Annotated in this window: 21 protein-coding genes and 1 pseudogene; 10 read left to right on the forward strand and 12 right to left on the reverse strand. The window is 71.0% G+C overall.

Annotated elements, in window-relative coordinates; translation table 11 throughout:
• Positions 1-305 precede the first annotated feature (305 nt).
• Genes OV079_RS43995 through OV079_RS44005 form a run of 3 tightly spaced genes read right to left on the reverse strand, consistent with a single transcriptional unit; the run spans position 306 to position 3350 of the window.
• A complete protein-coding gene (locus OV079_RS43995) occupies positions 306-1469 on the reverse strand; it encodes a hypothetical protein (RefSeq protein WP_267775791.1) in 1164 nt (387 codons plus the stop codon).
• A gap of 52 nt (positions 1470-1521) precedes the next feature.
• Positions 1522-2445, reverse strand: coding sequence for an ABC transporter ATP-binding protein (locus OV079_RS44000; RefSeq protein WP_267775793.1), 924 nt, complete (start codon positions 2443-2445; stop codon positions 1522-1524).
• Positions 2442-3350 (reverse strand): ABC transporter permease, encoded by a 909-nt coding sequence (locus OV079_RS44005; RefSeq protein WP_267775794.1) that lies wholly within the window; start codon positions 3348-3350, stop codon positions 2442-2444. Before OV079_RS44005 ends, OV079_RS44000 begins: the two co-directional genes overlap by 4 nt.
• A 538-nt stretch (positions 3351-3888) precedes the next feature.
• Here OV079_RS44005 and OV079_RS44010 point away from each other — a divergent pair.
• Together OV079_RS44010 and OV079_RS44015 are read left to right on the forward strand one after the other, a co-directional pair.
• Positions 3889-6867 carry a carboxypeptidase regulatory-like domain-containing protein gene (locus tag OV079_RS44010; protein WP_267775795.1) on the forward strand — a complete coding sequence of 993 codons (2979 nt, stop codon included), beginning with the start codon at positions 3889-3891 and terminating at the stop codon, positions 6865-6867.
• Positions 6868-6959: 92 nt separating this feature from the next.
• A complete protein-coding gene (locus OV079_RS44015) occupies positions 6960-7379 on the forward strand; it encodes a hypothetical protein (RefSeq protein WP_267775796.1) in 420 nt (139 codons plus the stop codon).
• A gap of 49 nt (positions 7380-7428) precedes the next feature.
• On the opposite strand, the gene OV079_RS44020 is transcribed toward OV079_RS44015, so the two are convergent.
• Positions 7429-9285 (reverse strand): IgGFc-binding protein, encoded by a 1857-nt coding sequence (locus tag OV079_RS44020; protein WP_267775797.1) that lies wholly within the window; start codon positions 9283-9285, stop codon positions 7429-7431.
• A gap of 322 nt (positions 9286-9607) precedes the next feature.
• On the opposite strand from OV079_RS44020, the gene OV079_RS44025 reads away from it, so the two are divergent.
• From OV079_RS44025 to OV079_RS44045, 5 genes are all read left to right on the forward strand, one after another.
• Positions 9608-10507, forward strand: coding sequence for an aldo/keto reductase (locus OV079_RS44025; protein WP_267775799.1), 900 nt, complete (start codon positions 9608-9610; stop codon positions 10505-10507).
• Positions 10508-10550: 43 nt separating this feature from the next.
• Positions 10551-11354: a PAS domain-containing protein gene (locus OV079_RS44030; protein ID WP_267775800.1), complete on the forward strand. Its 804-nt coding sequence runs from the start codon at positions 10551-10553 to the stop codon at positions 11352-11354.
• A gap of 69 nt (positions 11355-11423) precedes the next feature.
• Complete coding sequence (locus tag OV079_RS44035) at positions 11424-13493, forward strand: carbon starvation CstA family protein (RefSeq protein WP_267775801.1); 2070 nt, start codon at positions 11424-11426, stop codon at positions 13491-13493.
• A gap of 46 nt (positions 13494-13539) precedes the next feature.
• Complete coding sequence (locus OV079_RS44040; RefSeq protein WP_267775802.1) at positions 13540-14547, forward strand: hypothetical protein; 1008 nt, start codon at positions 13540-13542, stop codon at positions 14545-14547.
• Between the two features lie 214 nt (positions 14548-14761).
• Positions 14762-15133, forward strand: coding sequence for a hypothetical protein (locus OV079_RS44045; RefSeq protein ID WP_267775803.1), 372 nt, complete (start codon positions 14762-14764; stop codon positions 15131-15133).
• 42 nt (positions 15134-15175) lie between these two features.
• Here OV079_RS44045 and OV079_RS44050 read toward each other — a convergent pair whose 3' ends face one another.
• A complete protein-coding gene (locus OV079_RS44050; protein WP_267775805.1) occupies positions 15176-15961 on the reverse strand; it encodes a 3-oxoacyl-ACP reductase family protein in 786 nt (261 codons plus the stop codon).
• A 100-nt stretch (positions 15962-16061) separates the two neighbouring features.
• Between OV079_RS44050 and OV079_RS44055 the strand changes: the two genes are divergently transcribed.
• On the forward strand, positions 16062-16988 hold the full coding sequence (locus tag OV079_RS44055) for a LysR family transcriptional regulator (RefSeq protein ID WP_267775806.1): 927 nt from the start codon (positions 16062-16064) through the stop codon (positions 16986-16988).
• A gap of 29 nt (positions 16989-17017) precedes the next feature.
• On the opposite strand, the gene OV079_RS44060 is transcribed toward OV079_RS44055, so the two are convergent.
• The 7 genes and pseudogenes from OV079_RS44060 to OV079_RS44090 all read right to left on the reverse strand — a co-directional run bounded on the left by OV079_RS44060 (position 17018) and on the right by OV079_RS44090 (position 24639).
• Positions 17018-17326 carry a DUF3820 family protein gene (locus OV079_RS44060; RefSeq protein WP_267775807.1) on the reverse strand — a complete coding sequence of 103 codons (309 nt, stop codon included), beginning with the start codon at positions 17324-17326 and terminating at the stop codon, positions 17018-17020.
• A gap of 400 nt (positions 17327-17726) precedes the next feature.
• Complete coding sequence (locus tag OV079_RS44065; protein WP_267775809.1) at positions 17727-18605, reverse strand: AlbA family DNA-binding domain-containing protein; 879 nt, start codon at positions 18603-18605, stop codon at positions 17727-17729.
• An 81-nt stretch (positions 18606-18686) separates the two neighbouring features.
• Positions 18687-20258, reverse strand: coding sequence for a glycogen synthase GlgA (gene glgA, locus OV079_RS44070; protein WP_267775811.1), 1572 nt, complete (start codon positions 20256-20258; stop codon positions 18687-18689).
• A gap of 9 nt (positions 20259-20267) precedes the next feature.
• Positions 20268-21529: pseudogene (glgC, locus tag OV079_RS44075) on the reverse strand (glucose-1-phosphate adenylyltransferase).
• A gap of 101 nt (positions 21530-21630) precedes the next feature.
• Positions 21631-22611, reverse strand: coding sequence for a magnesium/cobalt transporter CorA (corA, locus tag OV079_RS44080; protein ID WP_267775812.1), 981 nt, complete (start codon positions 22609-22611; stop codon positions 21631-21633).
• 30 nt (positions 22612-22641) lie between these two features.
• Positions 22642-23817, reverse strand: coding sequence for a THUMP domain-containing class I SAM-dependent RNA methyltransferase (locus OV079_RS44085; protein ID WP_267775814.1), 1176 nt, complete (start codon positions 23815-23817; stop codon positions 22642-22644).
• 87 nt (positions 23818-23904) lie between these two features.
• Positions 23905-24639 carry a CAP domain-containing protein gene (locus OV079_RS44090; RefSeq protein ID WP_267775816.1) on the reverse strand — a complete coding sequence of 245 codons (735 nt, stop codon included), beginning with the start codon at positions 24637-24639 and terminating at the stop codon, positions 23905-23907.
• A 170-nt stretch (positions 24640-24809) separates the two neighbouring features.
• Between OV079_RS44090 and OV079_RS44095 the strand changes: the two genes are divergently transcribed.
• Together OV079_RS44095 and pyk are read left to right on the forward strand one after the other, a co-directional pair.
• On the forward strand, positions 24810-25223 hold the full coding sequence (locus OV079_RS44095) for a DUF3592 domain-containing protein (RefSeq protein WP_267775817.1): 414 nt from the start codon (positions 24810-24812) through the stop codon (positions 25221-25223).
• A gap of 212 nt (positions 25224-25435) precedes the next feature.
• Positions 25436-26887: a pyruvate kinase gene (gene pyk, locus OV079_RS44100; protein ID WP_267775818.1), complete on the forward strand. Its 1452-nt coding sequence runs from the start codon at positions 25436-25438 to the stop codon at positions 26885-26887.
• The last annotated feature ends 42 nt before the right edge of the window (positions 26888-26929 follow it).

Raw genomic sequence — 26929 nt, forward strand, 5'->3', positions numbered from 1 at the left:
GTCCAACTATTTAGCCCCGCCCGTGCGAACAGATGACCGGCGCGTGGGTGGCGTCACCGGCGGCGACAATCATCATACAGGGTGGTACCCTCAATAACGGTGTTCCGCGGCTCGATTCGGCCGGAGGGGCGGATCTTTGCGAATGCCATGAGGCGTGACGACCATCATCGCCGCGTCGGCGCGCGGTATGATCATAGGGGCCGCCGCGCGCGCCCGCGGTGAGCCGGCCCGCGAGACGTCGTCCGCCCTCGAGCCGGCGGGGCGCGCGGCGCGAGGGCGGGCGAGGAGCCGCGGCGATGCGCGGCTCAGCCGACCGGGACGAAGGTGTCGCAGGCGGTGTCGATGACGCTGACGGCCTCGAGGAAGAAGGGCGTGTAATCGGTGGAGCAGACGCTGCCGATCACGCCGCCCGAGAACATCTGGACGAACTCCTGCAGGCGCGGGGACGGCTCGGCGCCGTCCTGGTCGGGGTCCCAGACCGGCGGGCACAGGCTACCCGGGAGGTTGCCGTCGCCGACCAGGCCGAGGACCACCGTCGCGTCCGGGACGCCGTGCTTGGCGGCCACGACCGCCTCGTACCACGCGGCCGGCTCGCCCGGCGAGCCCTCGCCGACGTCGACGTTGTCGTCCTCTTCGTCGGTGATGAGGACGAGCACGAGGATCGCGTCGTCGCGCAAGAAGCCCTCGTTGCAGCCGCCGGGGCCGTTCTGCACGGAACCGAGAGCGGCCAGCGCGGCCTGGATCGGCCGCTCGTCGCCGCTGCCGAACGCGCCGATGCCGGCGGTGCAGGCGAAGGTCGAGACGATGTCGGGCTGCGACTGCAGCATGTAACGGCGGCCGTCGGCGATCGAGCAGCGCTTGCCGTACTGATCGAACTGACGGCCGCTGCCGTACTGGAGCTCGCAGGCGTCGATGCTGACCTGGTCGCACGGGGTGCCGTTGCAGGTCGTGCCCTTGAAGATCGTGTCGCACACGTCCTGGCAGCAGGTCGGCGCGGGGGCGCAGATGCACTCCTGGAAGTCGCAGTCCTGATCGCCGTTGGCGGGGTCGCCGTCGTCGGTCGAGATCGCCATGATGTGGTAGTCGTCGGCCTCGAGGGTGTCCTCGATGGCGGCGATGAAGCCGGGGAACGAGGCGATCAGGCTGCTCTGCTCGTCGGCCATCGAGTTCGAGTTGTCGATGACGAACAGGAAGTCGACCTTGTCGCAGCCGCGCGGGCCGAGGCCGTCGTCGCCGCTGCTGCTGTCGTCGCCGGCAGGCAGGTCGAGCTTGTCGCCGGCGCCTACGCCGGTGCCCCCTGCCTCGCCGTCGCTGAGGAAGATGCCCGGCGGCAGGCTCGCCGCGGTCGGGCTGTCGAGCGGTGGTCCACCGTCCGTGAGCTCCCCACGCTGTCCGTCATTGTCGGTGCACGCGACCACGAGCGTCCACGCGAACCATAGGTGGACACGATGCGACATCGAGCGAGCCATGCCGATTCCTTAGCGCCGTCTCGGCGCCGGGGACCGTGGATGGCGTCACAGCTCAGCGCGTCGCCTCGAGGTAGCGCTGCTCGAGCGAGCGCCCCTTGCCGACGCCGGAGATGCGCGCGCCCTGGGCCAGCAGCTCGCGCAGCACGGCGGCGATGACGTCCTCGGCGGCCCGGTTCGGACCTGGCTGAAAGGACACGCGGAGCACCCGACGCTGCGTGTCCCACTCGACCGCGACGTCGCCGAGGTGCGCGCGCACTTGATCGATCGGCTCCGGGCCCGGCGCGAGCACCACGAACACCTCGGCGTCCTGCGCAGTGAGGGCCGACACCGCCCCCGCCTCGAGCGTCTGGCCCTTCTCGATGAAGGCCGCCTCGTCGCAGATCGCTTCGAGCTCCTGCAGGTTGTGCGACGAGATCACGATCGTGCGCTGGCCGCGGTGGCCGCGGAGCGCCTCGCGCAGGTCGTGGGCGTGACGCGGGTCGAGCCCCGCGGTCGGCTCGTCGAGGAGGATCAGCTCGGGGTCGCCGAGGAAGGCCTGCGCGACCCCGACCCGCTTGACCTGCCCGTGCGACAGGGTGCCGGCGCGCCGCCCGGCCAGCTCGCCGAGGTCGACGATCGCCAGCACGCGCTCGGCCTCGCGGCGAGCTGTCTCTGGGGACATGCCCTGAAGGCGGGCTAGAAAGGTCAAGTGCTCGCGCACGGTCAGCTCGCGCCCGAGCACCGCGTCCTGCGGCAGGGCCGCCAGCCGGCCCTTGAAGCGCATGACGTCGGGCGGGCCGCCGAGCACGTCGATGCTGCCCTGGTCGGCGCGGAGGAAGCCGCACACGACCGAGAAGAGGGTGGTCTTGCCGGCGCCGTTGGGGCCGATGAGGGCGAAGATCGAGCCGCGAGGGACGCGGAGATCGACGCCGCGGAGGGCGTGCACGGCGCCGAAGCGCTTGTGGACGGCGGCGAGCGCGAGCGCGGGAGCGTTCACAGGTCCCTCCGGCGGAAGACCTGGAAGCCGAGCCAGGTGTAACCGGCGCACAGGGCGGCGCAGCCGGCCGCGTTCATCAACCTGTACAAAAGGTCAGGGTGGAAGAAATAGGTCTTGTAGGCGAACGGGGTCAGCCAGCGCAGCGCCGACAGGCCCGGGGCGAACGCGGCCCAGATCCCGAGGATCCACAGCACGAACAGGAAGAAGGTCGCCAGGGCGCGCGCGGCCCCGGGCCCGCGCACGAGCTGCGAGGCGCAGGCGACCGGGCCGAGCACCGCGAACGCGAACAGGGCCAGGATCGGCCAGGCGCGCAGGAGGGCGAGCACGGTGTCGACGACGTCGAAGCGCGGCAAATAGACGCCGCCGATCAGGAGCACGGGCAGCATGCCGAGGCCGGCGATCAGCGCGACTAGCAGCACCTGCGACAGCAGCTTGCCGAGGACGAACGCGCCGCGGCTGGTCCGCAGGGCGACGAATCGGACGGTGCGCAGGTGGAGGTCGCCGGCGACGAGGTCGTAGCTGGTGAGCGCGATCAGCCACGGCAAGGCGCCGAGCGAGAACCACGCGAACACGAGCACCATCGGCGGGTAGGTCGCCAGGTGGTTGGCGATCGCCTGGTCGCCGCCGGCGATCATGTAGAGGAGGCCGCTGTAGCCGGCGCTCTGCGCGGCCCCGGCGGCGGCCGCCGCGGCGACCTGCTCGCCGGTGTCGGAGATGTTGCTGATGACCTCCGAGGTCGCCTCCTGGGCGAGGCGGACGACCTCGACGTAGATGTAGCTCGTGATCGAGGCGACCAGCAGATAGAGGAGCGCGAGGACGAGGGCGCGGCGGGTCCGGATCGATTCGCGCAGGTCGAAGCCGGCGATCAGCCACGCGTCGCGCAAGAAAGTGGATGAGGTGGCCACGCCGACGCCGAGCTTATCCGAGGTCGCGGGACGCGAGAAGAGTGACAGCGCCGGCAGACCGCGGGTGAAGGCGCGTCGTTGACCCGAAGCATGACGCGCCCACGCTATCGTCCTCGCGGTCCCGGTGCCCTCTATTTGCTCGGTGTCTTGCTCGTCGGCGGTTCGCTCGCCGCCCTGTCCACCCTGGTCCTCCCCGACGCGGCCGCGGCCAGCCAGGCGAGATGAACGATCGGTCGGTGCGGGATCTCGACCATCCCTCGTCCCGGGTCGCGGCGGTCGTCCGCGCGCACTGACGGCCGGCGAGGCCCGGGCGAGGCGTGGTCGAGAACCCCGCCGACTGCCGACCTGTCCTTGAAGTCAGGTCCAAGGCCGCGGCGGACGCGGCCGGTGAAGCGACGATGGGCCAGAGCGTCGCCGGGCGGTGGCCCGGAGCGGCGCGACGGAGGTCCTCCGGGTCACGACCCCGGCGGTGCCGCTGCGGGGGGCGGCCGCCTGGCTGCCTTGACGGTCGCCGGCCCGAGGGCCTAGACAGGAGCGCATGACGCAGCGGAACGGCGGACGCGAGGGTCGGTCGCGGATCTTGTGGTTTCTGCCGATCGGTCTGGGGGTCGCCGGGGTGGGCTGGGCGACATGTCTGAAGGGACAGGAAGAAAGGGCGCAGGTCGAGGGCGCGAAGGAAGCGCCGGCGGTCCAGCCGGTGGTCGGCGGGCCGCCCGCGCCGGCGGTGCAGATCGATCCGCGCAAGCTGGCGAAGGCGGCGATCGCCGGGACCGTGCGCGACGACAAGGGCCAGCCGATCGCGGGCGCGCAGGTGTGCGCGATCGCGGCGTCCGGGCTGCTCGACGCGCGCGACACCTTCACGCCGCCGTGCGCCGCCAGCGAGCGCGACGGGCACTACCGGATCGAGGGGCTGTGGGCGGTGCGTCACTCGGTGAGCGCGTCGGCGCCGGGGCACGTGCCGGCCTTCTACACCCGCGATGATCAGCCGGCCAACCTCGACATGGTCGACCTCGCGGCCGGCGGCGAGGCGCTCGGCGTCGACATCACGCTGCGCGGCGGGGGCGTGGAGATCGTCGGCGTCGTCAAAGATTTGAGCGGCGGGGCGGTCGAGGGCGCGATCGTCAGCGCGGGCGGCGTGTGGGCGGGCACGGGCATGGCGTTCACCACGTCGGCCGCGGAGGGGACGTTCTCGCTGTGGATCGCGCCGGGGCAGCCGCAGGTGTTCGCGCGCGCCGACGGCTACGCGCCCGGCAGCGACCGCGGGGCGGCGCCGGGCCACCGCTTCGAGCTGTTCTTGACGCCGGAGTCGGTGCTGGTCGGCAAGGTGGTGCGCGCGGGTGACGGCTCGCCGGTCGAGGGCGCGAAGGTCACCGCGGAGCGCGGCGACACGTTCTTCGGCGGCGGCGGCGGCCTGTCGATCACCGACGCGGGCGGCAACTTCCGCATCGCTCAATTGTCGCCCGGCGCGTACAAGCCGAGCGTGACCGCCGACGACGCGTTCGGCATGGCGGCGGAGCAGGTGGTGCTCGGGCTCGGCGAGACGTCGGAGGCGATCGTGATCGAGGCCCACCCGGCGACGACGGTCGCGGGCGCCGTGGTGGTGACGCCGGGCGGGGCGTCCTGTCCTCAGGGACATGTGAGCCTGCAGGGCGCAGGTGAGCGCGAATTCGGGGCGGAGATCGAGGCCGACGGACGGGTGCGCATCCCCGGGGTCCTGGCGGGCAGCTACGAGGTGACGGTGCGCTGCGAGGGGTTCGTGTCGGCCGAGAAGTACGCGCCGGTGACGGTCGCGGACGCGCCGATCGAGGATCTGCGGTGGGACGTCGCGCCGGGGCGGGCGATCCGCGGCACCGTGACGACGGCCAAGGGCGAGCCGGCGGCGGGGATCAGCGTGATGGCGCGGATCAAGGGCGAGCCCGGACAGGCGCCGCCGCGCGCGTCCGGGCCGGCGTTCGTCGACTCGGACGGGCAAGGCCGCTTCGCGCTGGCGGGGCTCCTGCCCGGCAAGTACGAGGTGCGCGCGTTCTCGAAGGGCGCCAATCGGCCGACCCCGGACAAGCCGATCGAAGTCATCTTGCCCGAAGGACAGGACCTCGAGGACATCCGCGTCGAGCTGCCGGCGTCGGGGCAGCTCCGCGGCAAGGTCCGCGATGTCCACGGCAACCCGGTCGGGCGGGCGCAGGTGTCGCTGCAGGGGCCCGGGCGGCGCTCGTCGGCGATGACGGGCGACGACGGGTCGTTCCACGTGCCCGAGGCGGCCGCCGGCGAGTACCGGGTGTCGGCGACGCGCGACGGGATCAAGCTGCGCGCGCCGGGGACCGGCGACGACGACGTGCAGGGGGCGAAGGTGACGGTCGAGGCCGACGCGGTGGCGACGGTCAAGCTGGTGGTCGAGACCGGCAACGGCAAGATCGTCGGGGTGGTGCGCGACGAGGGCGGCGCGGGGGTGAGCGACGCGTTCGTCGAGGCCACGCGCGAGTCGGAGAGCGCGCGCGGGCCGGGCGGCGCGCCGCCGCGGTACTTCGCGTTGAACGACCGGCCGCACCTGACCGACGCCGAGGGCCGCTTCGCCGTCGAGGAGCTGTTCCCCGGCAAGTACACGGTCCGCGCGTTCCGCCGCGGCGGCGGCGAGACGACGGTCGAGCACGTGGCGCTCGGCGCCGAGGTGACGCTGACGATCGAGCCGACCGGACGACTCGCGGGCACGGTCGCGGTGAAGGGCGGCGCGGCGCCGCAGGAATTCTCGGCGACGCTGAGCGACGCGAAGACCGGCTACCAGCGCACCGACCGGTTCTTTCGGACAGGTGGGGCGTGGAGCTTCGCCGAGCTGCCGGCGGGCGACTACAAGCTGTCGGTCAGCGCCCCCGAGGGCACGCAGGACACCGAGGTGTCTCTCGGGTCAGGTGAGGAGCGGGCCGGGGTGCGGGTCGAGCTGGCGGCGAAGGTCAAGCTGCGCGGGACGGTGGTCGACCTCGAGGGCGCACCGGTGGTCGGCGCGGCGGTGCGGGTCAGCCAGGGCCGCGGGTTCACCGTCGACGACCGCGACGTGCCGCGCACCGACGCCCAGGGCCGCTTCGCGGTCGAGGGGGCGCCGGTCGGGCTGGTGACGCTGCTGGTGGCGGCGCCGCGCGGCGCGGCGGTGGAGTACAGCCAGACGACGATGACGACCACCATCGCCGGCGGGCCCGAGGTCGAGCTGCCGCCGATCCGGGTCGCCAAGCAGCGGCTCAAGTCCGGCGACACCATCGGAGACCTCGGCTACGCGATCAAGCTCGGCGCGCCGGCGGCCGACCCCTCGCAGCGCAAGTTCGAGGTCGCGCTGGTGCGACCCGGTTCGCCGGCGGCGGCGGCCGGACTGCAAGCCGGCGACGTGATCGTCAGCGTCGACGGCGAGGACGTGACCGGCGAGCGGCGCTACCTGTACGAGCAGCTGACGCGCGTGGCGATCGGGACGACGCTGCGCCTCGGACTCGCCCGCGGCGTGACGGTGGAGCTCACCACCGCGGCGCCGCCGTGAACGCGGCGCCGTGGCGAGACGCGGCGGGCGATAATGTCCGCCCGGCGTTTGCGCACTTCCCACCGCCAGGGGTTTCGGGCACACCTGCGGAGGTGGGCTTCGCCTGGAACGACGCAGACGCGGACGTCTATCAGGTGGACGGCACCGAGGTGCTGCTGTGGCGCCCGGCGGAGCGGTTCCTCATCACCAGGCTCAAGGGCCAGGCGACGCTCGGGGCCCTGCAATTCTACACCGGTCGGGCCGAGCGCGAGATGAGCCTCGGCCGCCTGACCGTGTTCCACGAGTGGGCCGAGATGGCCGGCTACTCGCCCGCCGCCCGCGACGAGCTCAAGCGGTGGGGCAAGCAGCACAACGACGCGTTCGACCACGTCGAGTACCTGGTGCGCTCGAAGGTGGTGGCGATGCTGATCTCCGTGGCCGCGCTGACGCTCGGCCGCGACCTGCACGCGACCACCGACGAGGTGCAGTTCACGGCCGACCTGTTCGCCGCGCTCGAGCGGCGCGGCGTATGAGGCCCCAGGGACATGTTGTAAAAGACATGTCCCCGGGGACATCGTCGGATCACTGCGGGATGACGTCGAGGTCGAGGCCGCCCGGGTACCAGTAGCTGCCGTAGTTGAGCACGCCGTAGACGCTGATGCCGACCTTCTGATCGGCGCTGACGCTGTGGGTGCCGCCGGTGCCGTTGTTGAGCGGGACGTGGGCGAGGCTGAAGCCGGTGGCGCCGATGGCCGAGAAGTTGCCGACGGCGGCGCCGTCGACCTGGACGCTGGCGCCGGTCGGGGCGAGGATGTCGACGAAGTTGGCGCTCCAGCCGGGCTGGGCGTACATCAGGTAGTTCGAGCGGAACTGGGCCGTCGGCACCGCGAGGAGCATGGCCGGGTCGGAGGTGCCGTAGCCGGCGTCCTGGCCGACCATGTACTCGGCGACGAGGATCTTCTTGTCGGCGGTGACGACGAACTTGGCGACGGTGGTCGGGATCTCGACGAAGTCGCCGGCGTTGGCGAGCACCTTGTTGACCGGCTGGTCGGGGTCGAAGGTGAGGGTGGTGTTGGCCTCGGAGGCGACGATGCGGACGATCACGGCCTTCTCGGCGTTGCCGTTGACCTGCGACGGCGGGACGACGATGTACTCCTTGGCCAGGGCCTCGATCGGGAACATCGACTCCTCGAGGTGATCGCAGGCGGTGATGCCGATCGGGACCTGGGTGCACTCGTGGCCGCCGAACACCTGCACGGGCTTGTCGGCGGTGACGATCGCGCCGGTCTCGTCGCCGTTGGTGGCCGAAAGGACCTGGATGACGTCGCCCTCGTTGAGGACGACGACGCCGTTGCCCTGGCCGTCGACGCCGCCGCCGGCCTGGGTCGGGGTGCCGCCCTTCGGCGCCTTGAGGGTGACGGTGGTGTTGTCGTGGCGCGCGGTGACGGCGTAGAAGCCGGCGTAGCCGAAGCCGTTCCAGAACGGCCACGAGGCGACCAGGTAGTTGCCGGTCCAGGTGTTGACGGGCAGGAGCAGCGAGGCGTCGTTGGTGACGTCGGCGTTGAGCGGGTTGAACTGGTAGACGGTGACCGGCTGGGTCGAGCGCAGGCGGTAGGCGCCGTCGGTCACGAGGACGGAGGGGCCGGTGCCGGAGTACAGCTCGGCGACCCACGGCAGCTCCATCACCTGGACGCTGTTGGCCGGGACGGTGGCCATCGCTACAGGGTTGGCGCCGCGCGTGACGGTGATGTTGGCCGGGCTCGCGCTGGTGTTGGCGACGGCGACCGCGTACGGGTTGGCCTGGAAGCCGTCGAGCTGCTGCAGCACGGTGGGGTAGTAGTCGCAGCCGATGTACGACAGGCCGAGGTCGGCGCACGCGCCCAGGCACTGGCCGGTGCCCGGGTCGCACGCGAGGCCCTGCACCGGGTCGCAGTCGTTCTGGTCCTCCCAGCCGCTGCCGTCCTGCTTGCACACCTGCGAGACCTGACCGACGCACTGGGTCGAGCCCGGCACGCAGGTGACGCAGCCGAGCGGCTCGGCGCAGGCCATCGCGCACGGGGTCTCCGACTTGAAGCCGCCCATGCCGTCGCACACCTTGGCGGTGGTGCCGTCGCACTCGATCTGGTCTTCGGGACAGGGCCCCTCGACGGTCGTCGAGGTGGTGTCCGGACCGTCGGTGGTCGGGCCGACGGTGGTCGAGGTCGTCGAGGTCGGCAGGGTGGTGATCGAGTCGACGCCGTCGGTGGTGCTGCTGCCGTCGCTGTCGCTGGCGGTGCCGGCGTCGGTCGAGGTGCCGCTGCCCGTGGGCGTGTCGGTCGACACGGTGGTCGACGGGTTCACCGTCGCGTTGGTGGTCGGCAAGGTGGCCGAGGCCGAGTCGAGGCGCCCGCCGTCGTCGCTGCACGCGGCGAGTGGGAGCGCGACACCAAGAGTAAGCAAGCTGCGAGTTGTCCAGACCATGACGTCCGCCATACCACGAGCCCGCGCGATCGGGGGCGCCATCGCAGCGGTGCGACGCGCGGCGCACGGACGCGCGCCGTCCGGATGACGCGACCGCAACACGGCGCTCGTCCTTCGATCGACGACCGCGAAAACCCCGGTGAGATGAAATCGGCTTCACGGGTTTCACCGGCGGTGGACACGCGGCGACGCGCCGTCGTGCGACAACGCGCAGTGGCCACGGACGCGGGCAGAAGTGCCCGTGTCCGATGTTCTAGGTTCTGTGCTAAGTGGTCGGTTCGCACCCGCGAGGACCACCACGATGAACCTTCGACCGCTCGGCTCCACCGGTCTCCAAGTGTCCTGCATCGGCCTCGGCGGCATGCCGCTCTCGCTGGAAGGCAGGCCGTCCAAGTCGGAGGCGATCAAGGTGGTGCACGCGTCGCTGCGCGCCGGGGTGACGCTGATCGACACGGCCGACGTGTACTGCCTCGACCAGGCGGAGATCGGGCACAACGAGAAGCTGATCGAGGCGGCGCTCGAGCAGTGGCCCGCGCCCGAGTCGGTGGTCGTGGCGACCAAGGGCGGGCTCACCCGACCCGGCGGCGCATGGGTCACCGACGCGCACCCCCGTCGCCTCAAGGCGGCCTGCGAGGCCAGCCTCAAGGCGCTCAAGGTCCCGGCGATCACGCTCTACCAGCTCCACGCGGTCGACGACGTGGTGCCGCTCGAAGACAGCGTCGGCGCGCTCGCCGAGCTGCGCCGCGCCGGCAAGATCATGCACATCGGCCTGTCCAATGTGACAGCGGCGCAGATCCGCCGGGCCCAGCAGGTGGCGCCGATCGTCAGCGTGCAGAACCGCTGCGGGGTGTTCGACCGCCGCGACTTCGGCAACGGGGTGATCTCGTTGTGCGAGGCGGAGAAGATCGCCTACCTCGCCTACAGCCCCGTCAACGGCTCGCGCGGCAAGCACCGCGTCACCGACGATCCGACGCTCCGCCGCGTCGCCGCCGACCACGGCGTGTCCCCGTTCCAGATCGCCCTCGCCTGGCTCCTGGCCCGTTCGCCGGTGATCATCCCGATCCCGGGGGCGAGCAAGATCACCAGCGCCATCGACAGCGCGGCGGCCGGAGCGCTCACCCTCTCGCGTGACGACCTCGCCGCGCTGGAGCATGCGTTCCCGGTGGCGCAGGCGTCTCCGTCGGCAGCACGCGCCGTCTGAGGACCCCTTTACGGCGTTTTGCGGCGTGATACGGTCGCCGCGCATGACTGAAGGTCCCGATCTCGCAGGGCGACTGGCGCTGTTCCAGGCGGTGGCCGACTCGATGCCGTGGGCGATGTTCTGGAAGGACCGCGACTCGCGGTACCTGGGCGGCAATCAGGCGATGGCGAAGCTCTGCGGCCTGGCCGCGCCGCAGGACCTGGTGGGGCTCGCGGACACGGACCTGTGGTGGCGAGACAGCGCCGCGGAGTACCGCGCGGACGATGTCGACGTGATCGAGTCGGGCGAGCAGCGGCTGTACGTGCGCCTGGCGTTCCCCGACGAGAAAGGCGGCACGCTCTGGATCGACCGCCACCGCATCCCGCTGCGCGACGCGAGCGGGGCGATCGTCGGCGTGATCGGGTGGTTCGAGGACGTGACCGCCAAGAAGCTGGCCGAGGACGCCGAGGCGCAGGCGCAGCTCGAGGCGACGCTCGAGATGGCGACGCCGCTGCTGCCGGTGGCCGAGGGCGTGCTGGTAATGCCGCTGATCGGCAAGCTCGACGCCCAGCGGGCCGCGCAGATGACCGACACGCTGCTGTCCGGGGTGACGCAGCACCGCGCCCACACGGCGATCCTCGACGTCACCGGCGTGCGCCGCATGGACACCGTGGCGATCGAGGCGCTCGCCCGGGCCGCCGCGGGCGTCCGCCTGCTCGGCGCGGCGGCGGTGGTGACCGGGGTGGGGCCGACGGTGGCGCAGGCGATCGTGCGGCTCGGCGTCGACTTCGGCCAGGTCACCGTGCTGGGCGACCTCAAGGCGGGGGTGGCCCACGCCCTCGCGTCGGCGCCGGGGCGCCGCGCCTGAGCGCGCCGGCCGGGCGCCCGAGCCCGCCGGCGCCGGTGAGCGGCGGGCGTGGTAGCCTGCCGTCCGTCCATGCACGCGCTGTGGTTCATGATCCTGGCTCTGGCGGTGCTGGCGATCGCCTACCGCTACTACTCGGCGTTCCTGGCGGCCAGGGTGCTGGTCCTCGACGACGCCCGGCGCACACCGGCGCACGAGCGCAACGACGGCCAGAACTACCACCCGACGTCGCGCTGGGTGCTGTTCGGCCACCACTTCGCGGCGATCACCGGCGCCGGTCCGCTGGTGGGCCCGGTGCTGGCGGCCCAGTTCGGCTTTTTGCCCGGGTACTCGTGGATCTTGATCGGCGTGGTCCTCGGCGGGGCGGTCCACGACCTGGTGATGCTGACGGCGTCGGTGCGCCGCGGCGGCCGCTCGCTGGCGGAGATCGCCCGTGACGAGCTCGGCCCCGGCGTCGGCGCGGTCGCGGGCGTGGCGATCCTGTTCATCGTCGTCATCGCCCTCGCGGGTCTCGGCCGCGTGGTCGTCGGCGCGCTGGCCGAGAGCGCGTGGGGCGTGTTCACCATCGGCGCGTCGATCCCGATCGCGCTGGCGATGGGCCTTTTCATCTACAAGGTGCGCGGCGGCAGCTCGCAGGGGGTGCGCGAGGCGACGGCGGTCGGGGTGCTGCTGCTATTGGTGTGCGTGGTGTTCGGCAAGCAGGTCCAGGACTCCTCCCTGGGCGAGATGCTGCAATTGTCGGAGACGACGATCACGCTGCTGATCGCGGCCTACGGGTTCGTCGCCAGCGTGCTGCCGGTGTGGATGCTGCTGTGCCCGCGCGACTATCTGTCGTCGTACATGAAGATCGGGACGATCGCGCTGCTCGTGCTGGGGATCGTGCTGGTCAACCCGGTGATCGAGATGCCGCTCGTCAACGCGGTCGGGGCCGGGACGATCGCGGTCGACGGCGAGGTGTTCCCGGCGGTGGTCCGCGGCTCGCTGTTCCCGTTCGTGTTCATCACCATCGCCTGCGGGGCGATCTCGGGCTTCCACGCGCTGATCGCCTCAGGCACCACGCCGAAGATGATCGACAAGGAGTCCGACATCCGCCCGATCGGCTACGGGGCGATGCTGATGGAGGGGCTGGTCGGCATCACGGCGCTGCTGGCCGCGACCGCGCTGCCGCCCGCCGATTACTTCGCGATCAACACCGACCCGAAGGTCGCGGTGATCGCCGACGCGAGGGGGCTGGCGCCGACGCGAGAGGCCCTGGCGGCGCTCGACCCGGTGATGACGGCGGACGATCGGCGGCGGCTCGGCCTGAGCGAGGGCCAGTCGGCGACCGCCGCGGCCGAGAAGACGCTCAAGCTGTCGGAGGTGCTGCGCCTGTCCAATGGGTCACTCGCAGCATTGGGCTTCCACGCGGACCCGGGCTCGGTCCACGCGTCGGAGCTGAGCGCCGCCGACTTCAAGCGCCTCGGGGTCAAGGTCGAGGACCTGCCGACCCTGGCCGAGGCGACCGACGAGGTGATCGCGGCGCGCACGGGCGGGGCGGTGTCGCTGGCGGTCGGGATGGCGCGGGTGTTCTCCGGCCTGCCCGGCATGCGCACGCTGCTCGACTATTGGTACCACTTCGCCATCATGTTCGAGGCGTTGTTCATCTTGACGACGATCGACACGGGGACGCGGGTGGGCCGGTTCCTGCTGCAGGAGTTCCTGGGACGATTCCACCGCAAGCTCGGCGACCCGTCGTGGCTGCCGGGGGCGGTGCTGTCGTCGCTGGTGATCGTGGCAGGGTGGAGTTACTTCATCCTGACCGGATCGATCGCCACGATCTGGCCGATGTTCGGCATCGCCAACCAGCTGCTGGCCTCGGTGGCGCTGGCGGTCGGGACGACGATCGTGCTCAAGGAGGGCCGCCGCCCGGCCTACGCGTGGGTGACGCTCGGACCGCTGCTGTTCGTCGGCACGACGACGCTGACCGCCGGCTTCCGCTCGCTGGTCGAGGTCTACGTGCCGATGACCCGCGACCCGGCGACGGCGACGATGGGGGTGGTCAACACGGTGGTGACGGCGACGCTGCTGACGTGCGTGCTGGCGATCGTGGTGATGAGCGCCCGCAAGTGGCGCGAGCTGCTGCGCGCACGCATGGCCGCGTGAGCGTCGGCCTGTTCGCCGCGCGTGAAAGCGTGGCAAGCTCGAGGGCATGAGCAGCGACGGCATGTACGCGGTCCGCCGCGCCGGGCGCGACAGCTTCTACGCCGGCCGCTGGTCGGCGCCGCACATCGCCCACACGCTGTTGCGCGGGCCGGAGCACATCGACGCGTACGTCGGCAGCCTCGACCCGAGGAAGGCGCCGGACATGGACATCTGCCTGTGCGGCGCAGTATTCGTCGACTTCGACCGCCGCGCGCTTCTCTACTGGGCAGGCGACCTGTTCGGGTCGGGGCCGCTGCGCGGCGACTTTCTGCGGCTGTCGAGGATGCGATGGCCGCAGTGGCGCCTGCGTGAGGCCGCCCTGCCGCTCCTGGAGTTCGCGGCGGCGCTCGAGCGGACGCCGCCGGAGCTCGAGCGGGCGCGCGCCGACGCGACCCTCGTCGACGCGGACGACGCTCTGTTCACTGCCTCGTGGCTGGAACACCAGGCCGACTTCGCGTGCGTGGCCGACGACCAGGCGGCGTGGGTCGCGGCGGAGGGCGTCGAGGCGGTGCGCGCCTTCGCCGAGCGAGGCCTCGACGCATGGGTCACGGTGCGCGCGACCGACGGCACGCTGTACGACCAGCGCTGCAGCTCGCGTGGGTTCGGCAGCCTGCTTCGCCTCGGCCCGCGACTCGTCGCGCTGGCGCAGATCGGCGGGCCGCGGCCCGAGATGCTGCGAGCAGGGCTCGAACGCGACGTCCGCGAGACGCTGTTCGTCGACGTGGCACGGCGCAGCGTCCACTGGTGGCAGGCCGATCCGCCGTGGGCGCACCCGGGGCCGGGGTGCGCGGCGCTGTGGCCAGGGTGGACGCTCGAGCTCGACGAGGGCGGCTTGCGCAGCCATGTCGAGCGCTCCGGCCGCGCGTTCGCGGCGATCCGGATGACTCGCGAGGAGCGGCTCGCGGCCTTGATCGATCAGGTCCCGCGGACGCTGCGCGGAGACTTCGCCGCGCTGCCGCGCCTGGCCGGGGCGTCGGTGCCGGTCGCAGCGCCGAGCTTCCCGCGGATGTCTTGAGGACGCTCGTGGCGCTGGCCGAGCGCGCGGACGAGTGAGAGCCTCGGCGAGGCCGGCGCGCGGGAACGCGGCGGCCCGCCGACCCGGACGAGCGGCAGATCGACCGGGCGATCGCAGACACCCGCAGGAACAAACCCGGGAGTACGTCACCATGTCTGCGCTCGCCTCCGCGGTTGACACCCTCGCGGCACGGTCCCTAAGTTCTGAGACTCGCATGCCGCTCCGCTTCGAAGAGGCAACGACTCCCAAGGGCGCGCCGCTGCTCGTCATCCGCTCGAGCGGCCTCGTCGCGCTGGCCGACGCCGAGGCGTTCGGCGCCCGCGTCGCGCCCGGAGGGCCGAATCACCGGTGGCGGGTGCTGCTGCTGACGGAGAAGGGGATCGAGTACGAGCCCGAGGCGCGCCGGTACTTCCCGACGACGCAGGGCAAGTACCTCGGGATCGCCGCAGTGGTGACGAACGGGATCGTGCGCGCGGCGATCAACGTGATGATCCGGTTCGCCGGCGGGGCCCGCGACTTCCGCTCGTTCTCCGCCGAGGCCGAGGCGCTGGACTGGCTCGACAGCCTCGCCGACGCGGCGGGTTGAGGTCGGGAGCGGGCCGTCGGAGCGCCGCCGCGGCTCGCCGGGTCAGGCCGCGAAGCCGCCGTCGATCCGGAGGTCGGCGCCGGTGACGTAGGCGCCTTCGTCACCGGCGAGGTAGGCGACGAGGCCGCCGATCTCGCGGGCGTGGCCGAAGCGCTGCACGGCGACGAGGCCGGTGAGGTAGGGGCCGTTGGGGCCGGCGGCCGGGTTCATGTCGGTGTCGACCGGGCCGGGCTGGACGTTGTTGATGGTGATCCCGCGGGCCCCGAGCTCGCGCGCGAGGCCGTGAGTGAAGCCGGACAGCGCGCCCTTGGTGAGGGCGTAGAGCGAGGCGCCAGGGAAGGGGACGTACTCGCTGTTGATGCTGCCGATGTTGATGATCCGGCCGCCGCGGCCCATGTGGCGCAGGGCCTCGCGGGTGGCGACGACGACGCCGCGGACGTTGACGGCGAGCATGCGCTCGATGTCGTCGTCACCGACGTCGACGAGCGGGGCGGTGCGGGCGATCGCGGCGTTGTTGACGAGGATGTCGAGGCGGCCGAAGACCTCGCGGGTGCGGTCGACCGCGGCGCGCACGGCGTCGACGTCGCCGCTGTCGGCGGCGATGGCGAGGACACGGGCGTCGGCGGCGGTGAGCGCGGCGACCAGGGCTTCGGCGCGGTCCTTGGCGCCGGCGTAGGTGAAGGCGACGGCTGCACCGTCGCGGACGAGCCGCTCGACGATGGCGGCGCCGATGCCTCGCGAGCCGCCGGTGACGAGGGCGACCTTGCCGGCGAGCGGGCGGGAGAGGGTGGTAGCGGCGGTGACGGTGGCCGGGTGCGTCGTGGTCATGCGAGGAAGATGCTTGCGACCGGCGTTGACCGGTAGTAACAAGTCGTTCGCAACACTTTCAACCGTTCGTTGAAAGTGAAGACGAGAGAGAAGACGCCCCGTGGAGAGCCTGGCCGCAGTCGAGCACTTCGTGTCCAGCGCCGAGGCCGGCAGCTTCTCGGCCGCGGCGCGCCAGCTGAGGGTGACGCCGGCCGCGGTCAGCAAGAGCGTGGCCAGGCTCGAGGAGCGGCTCGGGGTGCGGCTGTTCCAGCGGACGACCCGCAGCCTGAAGCTGACCGAGGCGGGCGAGCAGTTCCTGCGCGAGGCGGCGAGCGGGCTGCACACGCTACGCGCGGCGATGGCGGGGCTGGCCAGCGCGCAGCACGAGCCGGCGGGCACGCTGCGGGTGAGCATGTCGCCGACGTTCGGGCGCGACTACGTCCTGCCGATGCTCGGCGAGTTCCTCGCGCGGTACCCGGCGATCACGCCCGACTGGCACCTCGACAACCGCCAGGTCGACCTGGTCGGCGAGCAGTTCGACGCGGCGATCGGGGCGGCGCTCGAGCTGCGCTCGGGGGTCGTCGCGCGCGAGCTGGCCCGCGCCCACATCGTCGCCGCCGCGACGCCGCAGTACCTCGCCCGCCACGGAACGCCGAGGTCGCCGGCGGAGCTGGCACGCCACGACGGCATCGTCCTGCGCTCGCCGCAGTCGGGCCGGGTGCGCGCGTGGGCGTTCCGCAGCAAGTCGGGCGAGGAGGCGCCGCTCGAGCCGCGCCCGCGGGTCGTGCTGAACGACATGGAGGCGATCTGTCAGGCCACGTCGATGAGCCTGGGCGTGGGCCTCGTCAGCATGCCGCACGCGGTGCCCCACCTCGACAGCGGCCGGCTGGTCCGCGTGCTGCCGAAGTGGCACGCCGACGCCGGGGCGATCTTCGTCTACTTCGGCGCGCAGAAGCTGCTGCCGGCGAAGACGCGCGCGTTCGTCGATGCGCTGGTGGCCCACTTCCGCCGCGAGAAGCTGGCCGAGCGGTTCCGGGCCGACCGCTGAGCGTGGACATGTCCCGCGGGACATGTCCTTCAGCGCAGGGGTCGCAGCAGCTTCTCGAGGCCGTTGGTCTTGATCTCGAGCGTCAGCGCGAGCTGCCGGCCGAGCTTGCCCGGTGGGAAGCCCTGGCGCGAGAACCACACCAGGTACGGCTCGGGCAGGTCGAGCAGCGCGACGCCCTGGTACTTGCCGAACGGCATGCGCGCGTCGATGAGGGCCTGCAGCGCCTCGGGGTCGAGCTGAGTTCCGCCACGCGCGCAGGGTAGCGCAGGAGTGCGGCGCGTGCGGCGTGAGACGGCGACATCGTGGCGCGGCGCAGGCGCGCTCAGCTCGCGGTCCATTCGAGGTCGTGCATCCGCTGCATCTCCCCCACAAGCTGATGGGATCGATCGCGCGCACGAGCCGCCTGAGTTTCTGCAGGACGTCGACCGGTTGATCGCTCGGTCGAGCTGCTGTCGGGCCGGGCCCAGATGTGCGTGGTCGGCGGCGACGACCACGCAGCCGCGCTCGAAGTCTCGCGGAGCGGCTTCTATGCTTGGAAGACCTGTGAGCCATCGCCGAGAGCGCAGGAGAACGCGGTGCTCGTCCGGGAGGTGGCGGAGATCCATGCCGCGAGCAGGAAGATCCATGGCCGACCACATGCGCACCCAACTGCCTCTCGGCGCGCTACGAGCCGCGCTGGGCCATAGCGAGCCGCCCGAGGAGAGACTCCACGAACAGGCCCTGGAGATGCACGCTCGATCATATTCGCATGGGCCTCCGTTCCAGGTACAGACGCGGCTCGCTGTTGATGCCTAACTTCCGCGTAAGGCTGAGGGTGGCCGCACCCGACTCCCCCAGCCAGACTTCCTCAACGAACCCATAGGGGATGTTGATCGCCAACGTCGTCCCGTTCGATAAACAGAGCGTGATCGTAAACTCGCTCTCGCCAATGACCGATATCGAGGCGCGGTAGTCTCGCAACAGAGTCACCGAGACTTGTTCCGGCATCGGTGCCATGGACGGGAGGCCCTGCTCCTCCGCCCACACCCCACTGTGAATCGTAACCGACGTAGAACTATCGGTGACAAGCCGCTGAAGCCGAAGCCGAACCGCACGTGCTTTGTCCATGAGCAAACCCTCCAATTCTGATGGATTCTGGGCAACCTTGCCCCTGGAACTGCGCCGGTAGCATGCCATCGAGCCATCACGGTGGTTCCAGACGATGACTGGCCGATCGCTTGCCGGCACGTTAACCGCCAGCACGACACCTCTTTTCGGGACATCAACCGGCACCACGGTCCGTCGGAACGTTGAGGGCACCAGGAAAGCGTTGAGCGTGTCTTCAATCTGCTGCCGGAGGTTCTCGGCGTCCTGCACCCCCACGACCTCCTGTGCCACGGCGATTCCAGATCGAGACCTCGTCTCCGACACTCCGATCAAAAGACAGCCGCCGTCAGTGTTGGCGAACTGCGAGACATCCCGGCAGAGCTCGATCCGGTTCTCGATCTTGGTTTTCTCTGGCAGATTGCTCCCGATCGCCACCTTCTGCTTGAATTCCAGATACTCATCCTCGAGGGTAACCCCCATCTGAACTGTCGCCTCAAGGGAGGCGAGGTCGGTGATAAATCGTGGTCTCATTGTCCCTCCGCGACGCCAGCCAGGGGTTCTTCGAAGTCGGCTCACCGTAGACCGATAAATCCGGACCTGGAGCGACCTGATTCATCTCGCCTGGCGCAGCCTCTCGTAACACATCGTCGCTCGGGCAGCGACACGGCACCCTCTCACACTGGGAGATGGTGCCAAATACGCGAGGGACCCAACGCTGAGTCGTTCGGCAGTCCGCTCAGTAGCCGAGCGCGCGGCGGTAGAGGTCGAGGTAGCGGGCGGCGCTGCGGCGCCGCTGAAGTCTTCCTGCATGCCGTGGCGGACGATCTGCTGCCACACCGGGCGGTTGTGGTAGAGCGCGATCGTGCGGCCGAGCGCCCACGCGAGCGCGGAGGCGTCGATGTCGTTGAAGAGGACGCCGGTGGCGAGGCCGGCGCTCAGGGTGTCGGGGGTGGTGTCGATGACGCTGTCGGCCAGGCCGCCGGTGCGGCGCACGACCGGGACGGTGCCGTAGCGCAGGCCGTACATCTGCGTGAGGCCGCACGGCTCGGTGCGCGAGGGGATGATGATGGCGTCGCCGCCCGCCTGCATGCGGTGGGCGAGCGGCTCGTCGTAGCCGCCGCGGTAGGCGACGCGGCCGGGGTTGAGGCGCGCGGCCTGCTGGAAGCCGTCGACCAGGCGCTCCTCGCCCGAGCCGAGCACGGCGAGCTGGCCGCCGCGCTCGAGGATCGACCGCCCGGCGCTGAGCAGCAGGTCGAGGCCCTTCATGGTCACGAGCCGGCTGACGACCACGAACAAGGGCGCGTCGGGATCGGGGTGAAGCCCCAATCCCAGCTGCAGCGCGCGCTTGCCGATCCGCTTGCCCGTGAGATCGTCGGCGCTGTACGGCGCCGGCAGGTGCGGGTCGGTGGCCGGGTTCCAGACGTCGGTGTCGATGCCGTTGAGGATGCCGTAGAGGTCGGCGTCGCGCCGCCGCAGCAGGCCGTGCAGGCCGTGGCCGTAGGTCTCGGTCTGGATCTGCCGGGCGTAGGTCGGGCTGACGGTGGTGATCTTGTCGCAGTACCAGAGGCCGGCCTTGAGGAAGCCGAGGTGGCCGTGGAACTCGACGCCGTGGATGTCGAGCATCGAGCCGGGCAGGCGCAGCGCGCCCATGACGTCGGCCCGGAACACGCCCTGGTAGGCGAGGTTGTGGATGGTGGTGATGGTGGCGACGCGCTGCTGCGGCGGCATCAGGGCGACGTAGGCCGGGACCAGGCCCGACTGCCAGTCGTGGCCGTGGATCAGCTCGGGCCGCCAGCGGTCGCCGCCCTCGGGCCCGGCGAGCCAGGCCGCGGCGTGGCACAGGGCGCCGAAGCGCAGGTGGTTGTCGCCGAAGTCGCGCCCGTGCTGGTCGACGTAGGGGTTACCTGGCCGATTGTACAGGTGCGGCGCGTCGAGCACGAGCAGCTCGAGCTTACCGACGCGGCCGTACATCAGCTTGGCCGGGCCGCCGCCGACGAGGCCGTGCAGCTCGACCTCGCGGCCGCGCGCGTGCAAGCCGGCGAGCACCTTGGGGTAGCCGGGCACGAGGACGCGGACGTCGACGCCGAGCTCGGCGAGCGCGATCGGCAAGGCGCCGACGACGTCGGCCAGGCCGCCGGTCTTGACGAGGGGATAGACTTCGGAGGCGACGAACAGGACGCGCATGCGGATACTCTACAGGCGGTCGATCATCTCGCGGGTGATCAAGGTGACGCCGCCGCTGGTGCGCATGAACCGGCGCGCGTCCTCTTCCGGGTCCTCGCCGACCACCAGGCCCTCGGGGATCTCGACGCCGCGGTCGACGACGACCTTGGTCAGCCGCGCGCTGCGGTTGACGACCACGTCGGGCAAGATCACCGCGCCCTCGAGCTTCGAGTAGGAGTTGCAGCGGACGTTCGAGAACAGCAGGCTGCGCCGCACCAGCGAGCCGGAGATGATGCAGCCGCCCGACACCATGCTGCCGAGGCACATGCCGCGCCGGTTGTCCTCGTCGTGGACGAACTTGGCCGGCGGGAGCTGCTCCTGGTAGGTCCAGATCCGCCACTGCGGGTCGTAGAGGTCGAACGGCGGGATGATGTTGGTGAGGTCGATGTTGGCCTCCCAGTAGGCGTCGACGGTGCCGACGTCGCGCCAATACGGCGTGCCGCCCGACTCGCTGACGACGCAGCTCTCCTGGAAGCGGTGGGCGAACACGCTGGCCCGCCCCTGCACGAGGTACGGGATGATGTCCTTGCCGAAGTCGTGGTTCGAGTTGGGATCCTCGGCGTCGCGGCGCAGCTGGTCGAACAGGAAGTTGCCGTTGAACACGTAGATGCCCATGCTCGCCAGCGACATCTCCGGGTTGCCCGGGATGTGCGGCGGGTCGGCCGGCTTCTCGACGAACTTGACCACGCGCCCGCCAGGATCGACCGCCATGACCCCGAACGCGCTGGCCTCCTTGCGCGGGACCTCGAAGCAGGCGACCGTCACGTCGGCGCCGCGGGTCACGTGCTGCCACAGCATCTTGCCGTAGTCCATCTTGTAGATGTGGTCGCCGGCGAGGACGATGACGTGCGACGGCTGTAGGCTCTGGAAGATGTCGAGGTTCTGCCACACGGCGTCGGCCGTGCCGCGGTACCAGTTCTCCTCGTTGAGCCGCTGCTGCGCCGGCAGGAGGTCGACGAACTCGTCCATCTCGCCGCGGAGGAAGCTCCAGCCGCGCTGCAGGTGACGCAGGAGGCTGTGCGACTTGTACTGCGTCAGCACGGAGATCTTGCGGAACCCCGAGTTGATGGCGTTCGACAGCGCGAAGTCGATGATGCGGAACTTGCCGCCGAAATAGACGGCCGGCTTGGCTCGGCGATCGGTGAGGGCGGCGAGGCGACTGCCGCGCCCCCGGCCAACACGAGAGTCAGCGCCGTTCGGGTGAGTTCACGGAGACGCGGTTCGAAGACCATCGTAGGCCCTCCTTCACCTCATGTACCACCGGCCGGCCCGCGAGATCAACATCGCGGCAGGACGGCCGCCCGCTGCCCGAGCGAACGCAACCGGGACAGCGTCACAGCCAGTGCCGCCGGCGAAACCAGATGATGAGGCCGGCGGCGGTGAGGGCCATCAAGGCCAGGGCGAACGGGTAGCCGAAGGTCCACCGCAGCTCGGGCATGATGTCGAAGTTCATGCCGTAAATGCCGGCGATGAAGGTCAGGGGCAGCATGACGGTCGAGATCTGCGTCAGGACCTTCATGATCTCGTTGGTCTTGTTGGCCGAGACCGACAGATAGGCCTCGACCGCCGCCTGCACGCCCTCGCGGTTGGCCTCGGAGATGTCGGCGACGCGCACGAAGTGGTCGTAGATGTCGCGGAAGAAGGCGATGCTGTCGCGCGGGATGAGGTCGATGTGGCCGCGCGCGAGCGACTCCAAGATCAGTCGCTGGTGACCGGTGATCCGGCGCAGGCGGTTGATCGTCTTCTTGGCGTCGAGCACGAGCTCGAGGTGCTCCGGCTCGGGCCGGTGGATGATGAGGTCCTCGAGCGCGTCGAGCCGGGCGCCGATCCGGTCCATCACCGGCAAATAATTGTCGACCAGGCGATCGAGCAGGCGGTGCAGCACGCGCACGGAGATCCACGGGCGATGACACGGGTCGCACACGTCACGGTGGAGCTCGCTGACCGACCGCAAGGTGTTGTCCGAGTGGTGGGTGACGACGTAGCGCGGGCCGGCGAAGATGTCGAGCTCGAGGGTGTTGACGACGAAGCCGTTGTCGAGGTCGAGGCTGTGGAAGTCGACGCCGTGGACGATGAGGAACACGTAGTCGTCGTAGACGTCGAGCTTGGGGTGGCCGTAGTCGTGGAGCATGTCCTCGATGGCCAACGGGTGGAAGTGGAACACCTCCGAGAGCACGCGCGCCTCGTCGTCGGTCGGGTCCTGGAGGTCGAGCCAGATCGTGACGTCGGGCTCCGCGAGCAGCCGCGGGACGGCCCCGAGGTCGGTCTCGTGCCAGTGCCCGCGCGTCGGGTGAAAGGCGTGCAGCGTGAACACCCGCCGAGGGTACCACGCGCGCCGCGAGCCTCACCCGCGCGGGCGGAGGTCGGCGCGCGCCTGCTCGGCCAGCGCGAGCTCGACCGCGAGCCCGCCCGTCCGCGTGCTCAGCACCGGCTGCAGCGCGACGCCGACGGTGACTCGCAGGTCGGGCGGACACAGCAGCGCGGCGCGCCACGCGGGGAACCTGTCCCGAAGGACGTGTCCGATGTGGGCGTAGAGGTCGCGCAAGGTCCGGGCGCGGCCGACCCGCACGCCGTAGGGCGGGTTGGTCAGCAAGAGGCCGCGCGGGCTGAACGGCTCGCAGGCGGCGAACGGACGCACGGAGAAGGCGATGGCGCCGTCGACCCCGGCCCGCTGGGCGTTGGCGCGCGCCGCCGTGACCGCGCCTTCGTCGCGGTCGGAGGCGACGATCGGCGCGTAGAGACATGGCTCTTGGGACAGACGCGCGGCGGCCTTGCGCAGGGCCGGGTAGGCGGCGGCGAGCACCGGCCAGCGCGCGCACGAGAAGTCGCGCAGGGCCCCGGCCGGCTTGCCGTGAGCCATGAGGGCGGCCTCGATGGCGATCGTGCCGGAGCCGCAGAAGGGGTCGAGCAGCGGCTCGCCGGGGCGCCAGCCGGCGGCGGCGAGCAAGGCGGCGGCGAGGGTGGGCCGCAAGGGGGCCTTGGCGGTGGCGAGCCGGTAGCCGCGGCGGTGCAGCGGGTCGCCGGAGCTGTCGACGCTGACGGTGCAGCGGTCGCGCTCGAGGCGGACCACCAGCAACACGGTCGCATGCGAGGAGCTGGTCTCGGGGCCATCCTCGCCGTCGTCGTGCGGGTGCGCGAGCTCGACGTGGCCGCCGAGGCGCGCGGCGACGGCGAGGTGGACGCGCTCGGCGATCGCGCCGGTGTGGTAGAGGCGCGACTTGTGGGCGGTGGCGCGCACGGCCAGGCGGACCGGCGCGTGCGGCGGAAACAGGTCCTCCCACGGGATGTCGACCAGCCGCTTCGACAGCACCGGGAAGCCGACGGCCGGGAACTCGGCCAGGCGCACGAGCACGCGCGTGGCTGTCCGTAAGTGCAGGTTGGCGGCGACGAGCGCGGCCCAGTCGCCGCGGAAGCCGACGCCGCCGGGCACGACTCGCGCGGGGCCGAGGCCGAGCCCGTCGAGCTCGGCGGCGACCAGCGGCTCCAGCCCGGGCAGGGCCACGGCGAACAGCTCGCGCATCAGGTCCAGTCTAGCGCGACTGCGACGTCGATCACAGTCGGCGCAGACGAAGTCGCAAAGTCGCTGCCCCCGCCGCGCCGCGGGCCGTCACTTGAAGTTCTGCACCATCCACATGTTGCCGCCGCCGGCGTCGGCGAAGCCGCAGGCGACCATGGTGTACTGCTCGCTCGACATGTTGATGTAGTGCCCGTGCATCTGGAAGTCCTCGCCCGGACCCTCGGCCCACATCTGCTCGAGGCAGCCCGGCAGCGACTCTTCGGCCGGGCTCGGCCACCCGGGGCACTCGTTCTGGGCGAACTCGCCGCACATGCCGAAGGCGCCGTGCGGGGTGCCGCTCTGGCCGTCGGCCGCGGCCTCGCCGTCGCTGCAGCTCTCGGCGTCGGTCCACCGCTGGTACGGCGGCAGGCCCAGCGTGGCCCGGTACATGTTGACGGTGTCGACGCAGAGCTGTCGGGCCTGCTCGTACGGGTCGCCGGGGTCGCCGGTCGAGCCCGGATCGCTCGTGGGCCCGGCGGAGGGATCGCTGGTCGGGCCGGCCGACGGATCGGCGCCGGTGGTGGCGGCGCTGGTGCCGGTCGGGTCGGGCGGGTCGCCCGTCGCGGTCGTGTCGGACGGATCTTCGGGGCCGACCATCGTCGCGGTGCCGGCGTCGTCGCTGGTGGTCACGCCGCCGCCGACGGTGCCTTCGGTTCCGCCCTCGGTGCCCACCGTGCCGCCGTCGGTGCTCGGCACCGCGGTGAGGCCGTCGAGCGGATCCTTGTCGACGGAGCAGGCGGCGAGACACAGCGGGGCGAGCAGGACCAGCGAGACATGAATGCGCATGACGACCTCCGTAAAAAGCGAGGGCGAACATAGCAGGCGCGGGCTGTGGCCGCGTGGGGGTGCGCGTGTACAAGGTGGAAGCCTCGCGGCCCCGATCGGGAGTGCGCGCGCGAGCGTGCCCGAGCGCGACGTGCGGCCATGTCGCGTCCGCGAACGACTACCATCGGCGCATGCTCGAATTTATCGGCCTGGTCGTCTTGATGGGGATGATCCTCTGGCTGGTCATCCTCCTCCTCGTGGAGGGCAAGGTCGCCGAGGCCAAGCATGACCAGTTGCGCGCGAGCGGGACGAAGGTGACGGGGACGATCCTGGCGGTGGGCGCCGGCCGGGTCTCGTCGCGTCAGGGGTCGCTGCAGATCTACACGCGGCCGGTGACGCTGAAGGTCGCGCTGCCGACCGGCGAGACGCAGCTCGAGGCCGACATCGTGGTACCGGAGATGCTGCAGTCGCTGCTGATCGCCGGGGCGCCGTGCGAGGTCATCGTCGATCCGGCGAAGCCGGGGCAGGTGTGCATCACGGCGATCGGCAACGCCTTCGGCGTCAGCACCCCGGTCGACCTCGGGACGCTCTACTCGCGCTGGTGAGCGGACCGGTCTGCGCCGCGCAGGACGGCGCGCCTCGGGACAGGTCGTGAAGGCGCGTTCACAGGCGCGGGGGCGGGAGGATTGCGAGGCTGACGAGCTCTGGCGTGCGAGAGGTCGGCCGCGCGCGGCGCGCGGCCGAGATGTGCGCCGTGGCAAATGCGTCACCGAAGCGGGATATGGCGGGGCGGGGGCGTCGTGGCATGATGCGCGCCATGTCGCTTCCGCCTCTTCGCCGCGCCAAGATCGTCTGCACGATCGGTCCCTCGAGCCAGGACCAAGTCGGCGCGCTCATCTCGGCGGGCATGAACGTCGCCCGCCTCAACTTCTCGCACGGGTCGCACGAGGACCACACGCGCGTGTTCCAGGCGATCCGCAGCGAGTCGTCGGCGCGCGACCTCGCGGTGGCGGTGCTCGCCGACCTGCAGGGCCCGAAGATCCGCGTCGGCAAGATCCCCGCGCCGGGCCTCGAGCTCAAGGTCAACGAAGAGTTCATCCTCAGCGTCGACCCCGAGGCCAAGGTCGACGCGGGCCGCGTGGCGATCGACTACCCGCACCTGGCCGGCGAGGTGAAGCCGGGCGACCGCATCCTGATGGACGACGGGGCGCTCGAGGTGCGCGTGACCGGGGTCGAGGGGACGGACATCAAGACGCAGGTGGTGACCGGCGGCCTGCTGACGTCGCGCAAGGGCGTCAACCTGCCGGGGGTCCACCTGTCGCTGCCGTCGATGACGGAGAAGGACAAGGAGGACCTGCGGTTCGCGCTCGAGCTCGGCGTCGACCTGGTGGCGATCTCGTTCGTGCGCCAGCCGGAGGACGTGCTGGCGGTGCGGACGATGATGGAGGAGTACGGGCGGGTGGTGCCGATCGTGGCCAAGATCGAGAAGCCCGAGGCGGTGACCAACCTGAAGTCGATCCTCGAGGTGTCGAATGGGATCATGATCGCCCGCGGCGACCTCGGGGTGGAGATCGGGCCCGAAGAGGTGCCGGTGATCCAGAAACAGGGCATCGAGCTGGCCAACCGCGTCGGCAAGCTGGTGATCACGGCGACGCAGATGCTCGACTCGATGATCCGCAACCCGCGGCCGACCCGCGCCGAGGCGTCCGACGTCGCCAACGCGGTGCTCGACGGCTCCGACGCGGTGATGCTGTCCGGAGAGACAGCCTCCGGCGCGTACCCGCTGCAGGCCGTGCACACGATGGACAAGATCGTGCGCTCGATCGAACGCCAGGAGCGCTACTGGCGGGAGCCGTCCGACCTCGACCTCGGCCACTCGACCAACGCGATCGCCCGCGCCGCCGTGGTCTGCTGCAAGTCGCTGCCCGACACCAAGGCGATCGTGACGTACACGGTGTCCGGCGGGATCGCCCGCCTCGTCAGCGACTACCGCCCGCGCGTCCCGATCTTCGCGTTCACGCCCAACCCGTCGACCTACCAGGCGCTCGCCGTGTACTGGGGCGTGGTCCCGGTGCTGTTCACGGTGTCGAGCCCCCACGGCAACAGCATCTTCGTCGACATCGACAGGCTCATCCTGAGCCGCGGCATGCTGGCGCGCGGAGACCGCATCGTGATCACCCTCGGCTACCCGGTGAAAGATCACAAGTCCGTGAACCTCCTCAAGCTCCACGTGGTCGGGGAGAGCTTGCCTCCCCCGCCAAACATGTGATACACAGCGCCTCCCCTTGGGCGAGCCCTGGGGGAGGCCAAA

This window comes from Nannocystis pusilla (assembly GCF_026626665.1).
Classification (GTDB): Bacteria; Myxococcota_A; Polyangia; order Nannocystales; family Nannocystaceae; genus Nannocystis; species Nannocystis pusilla.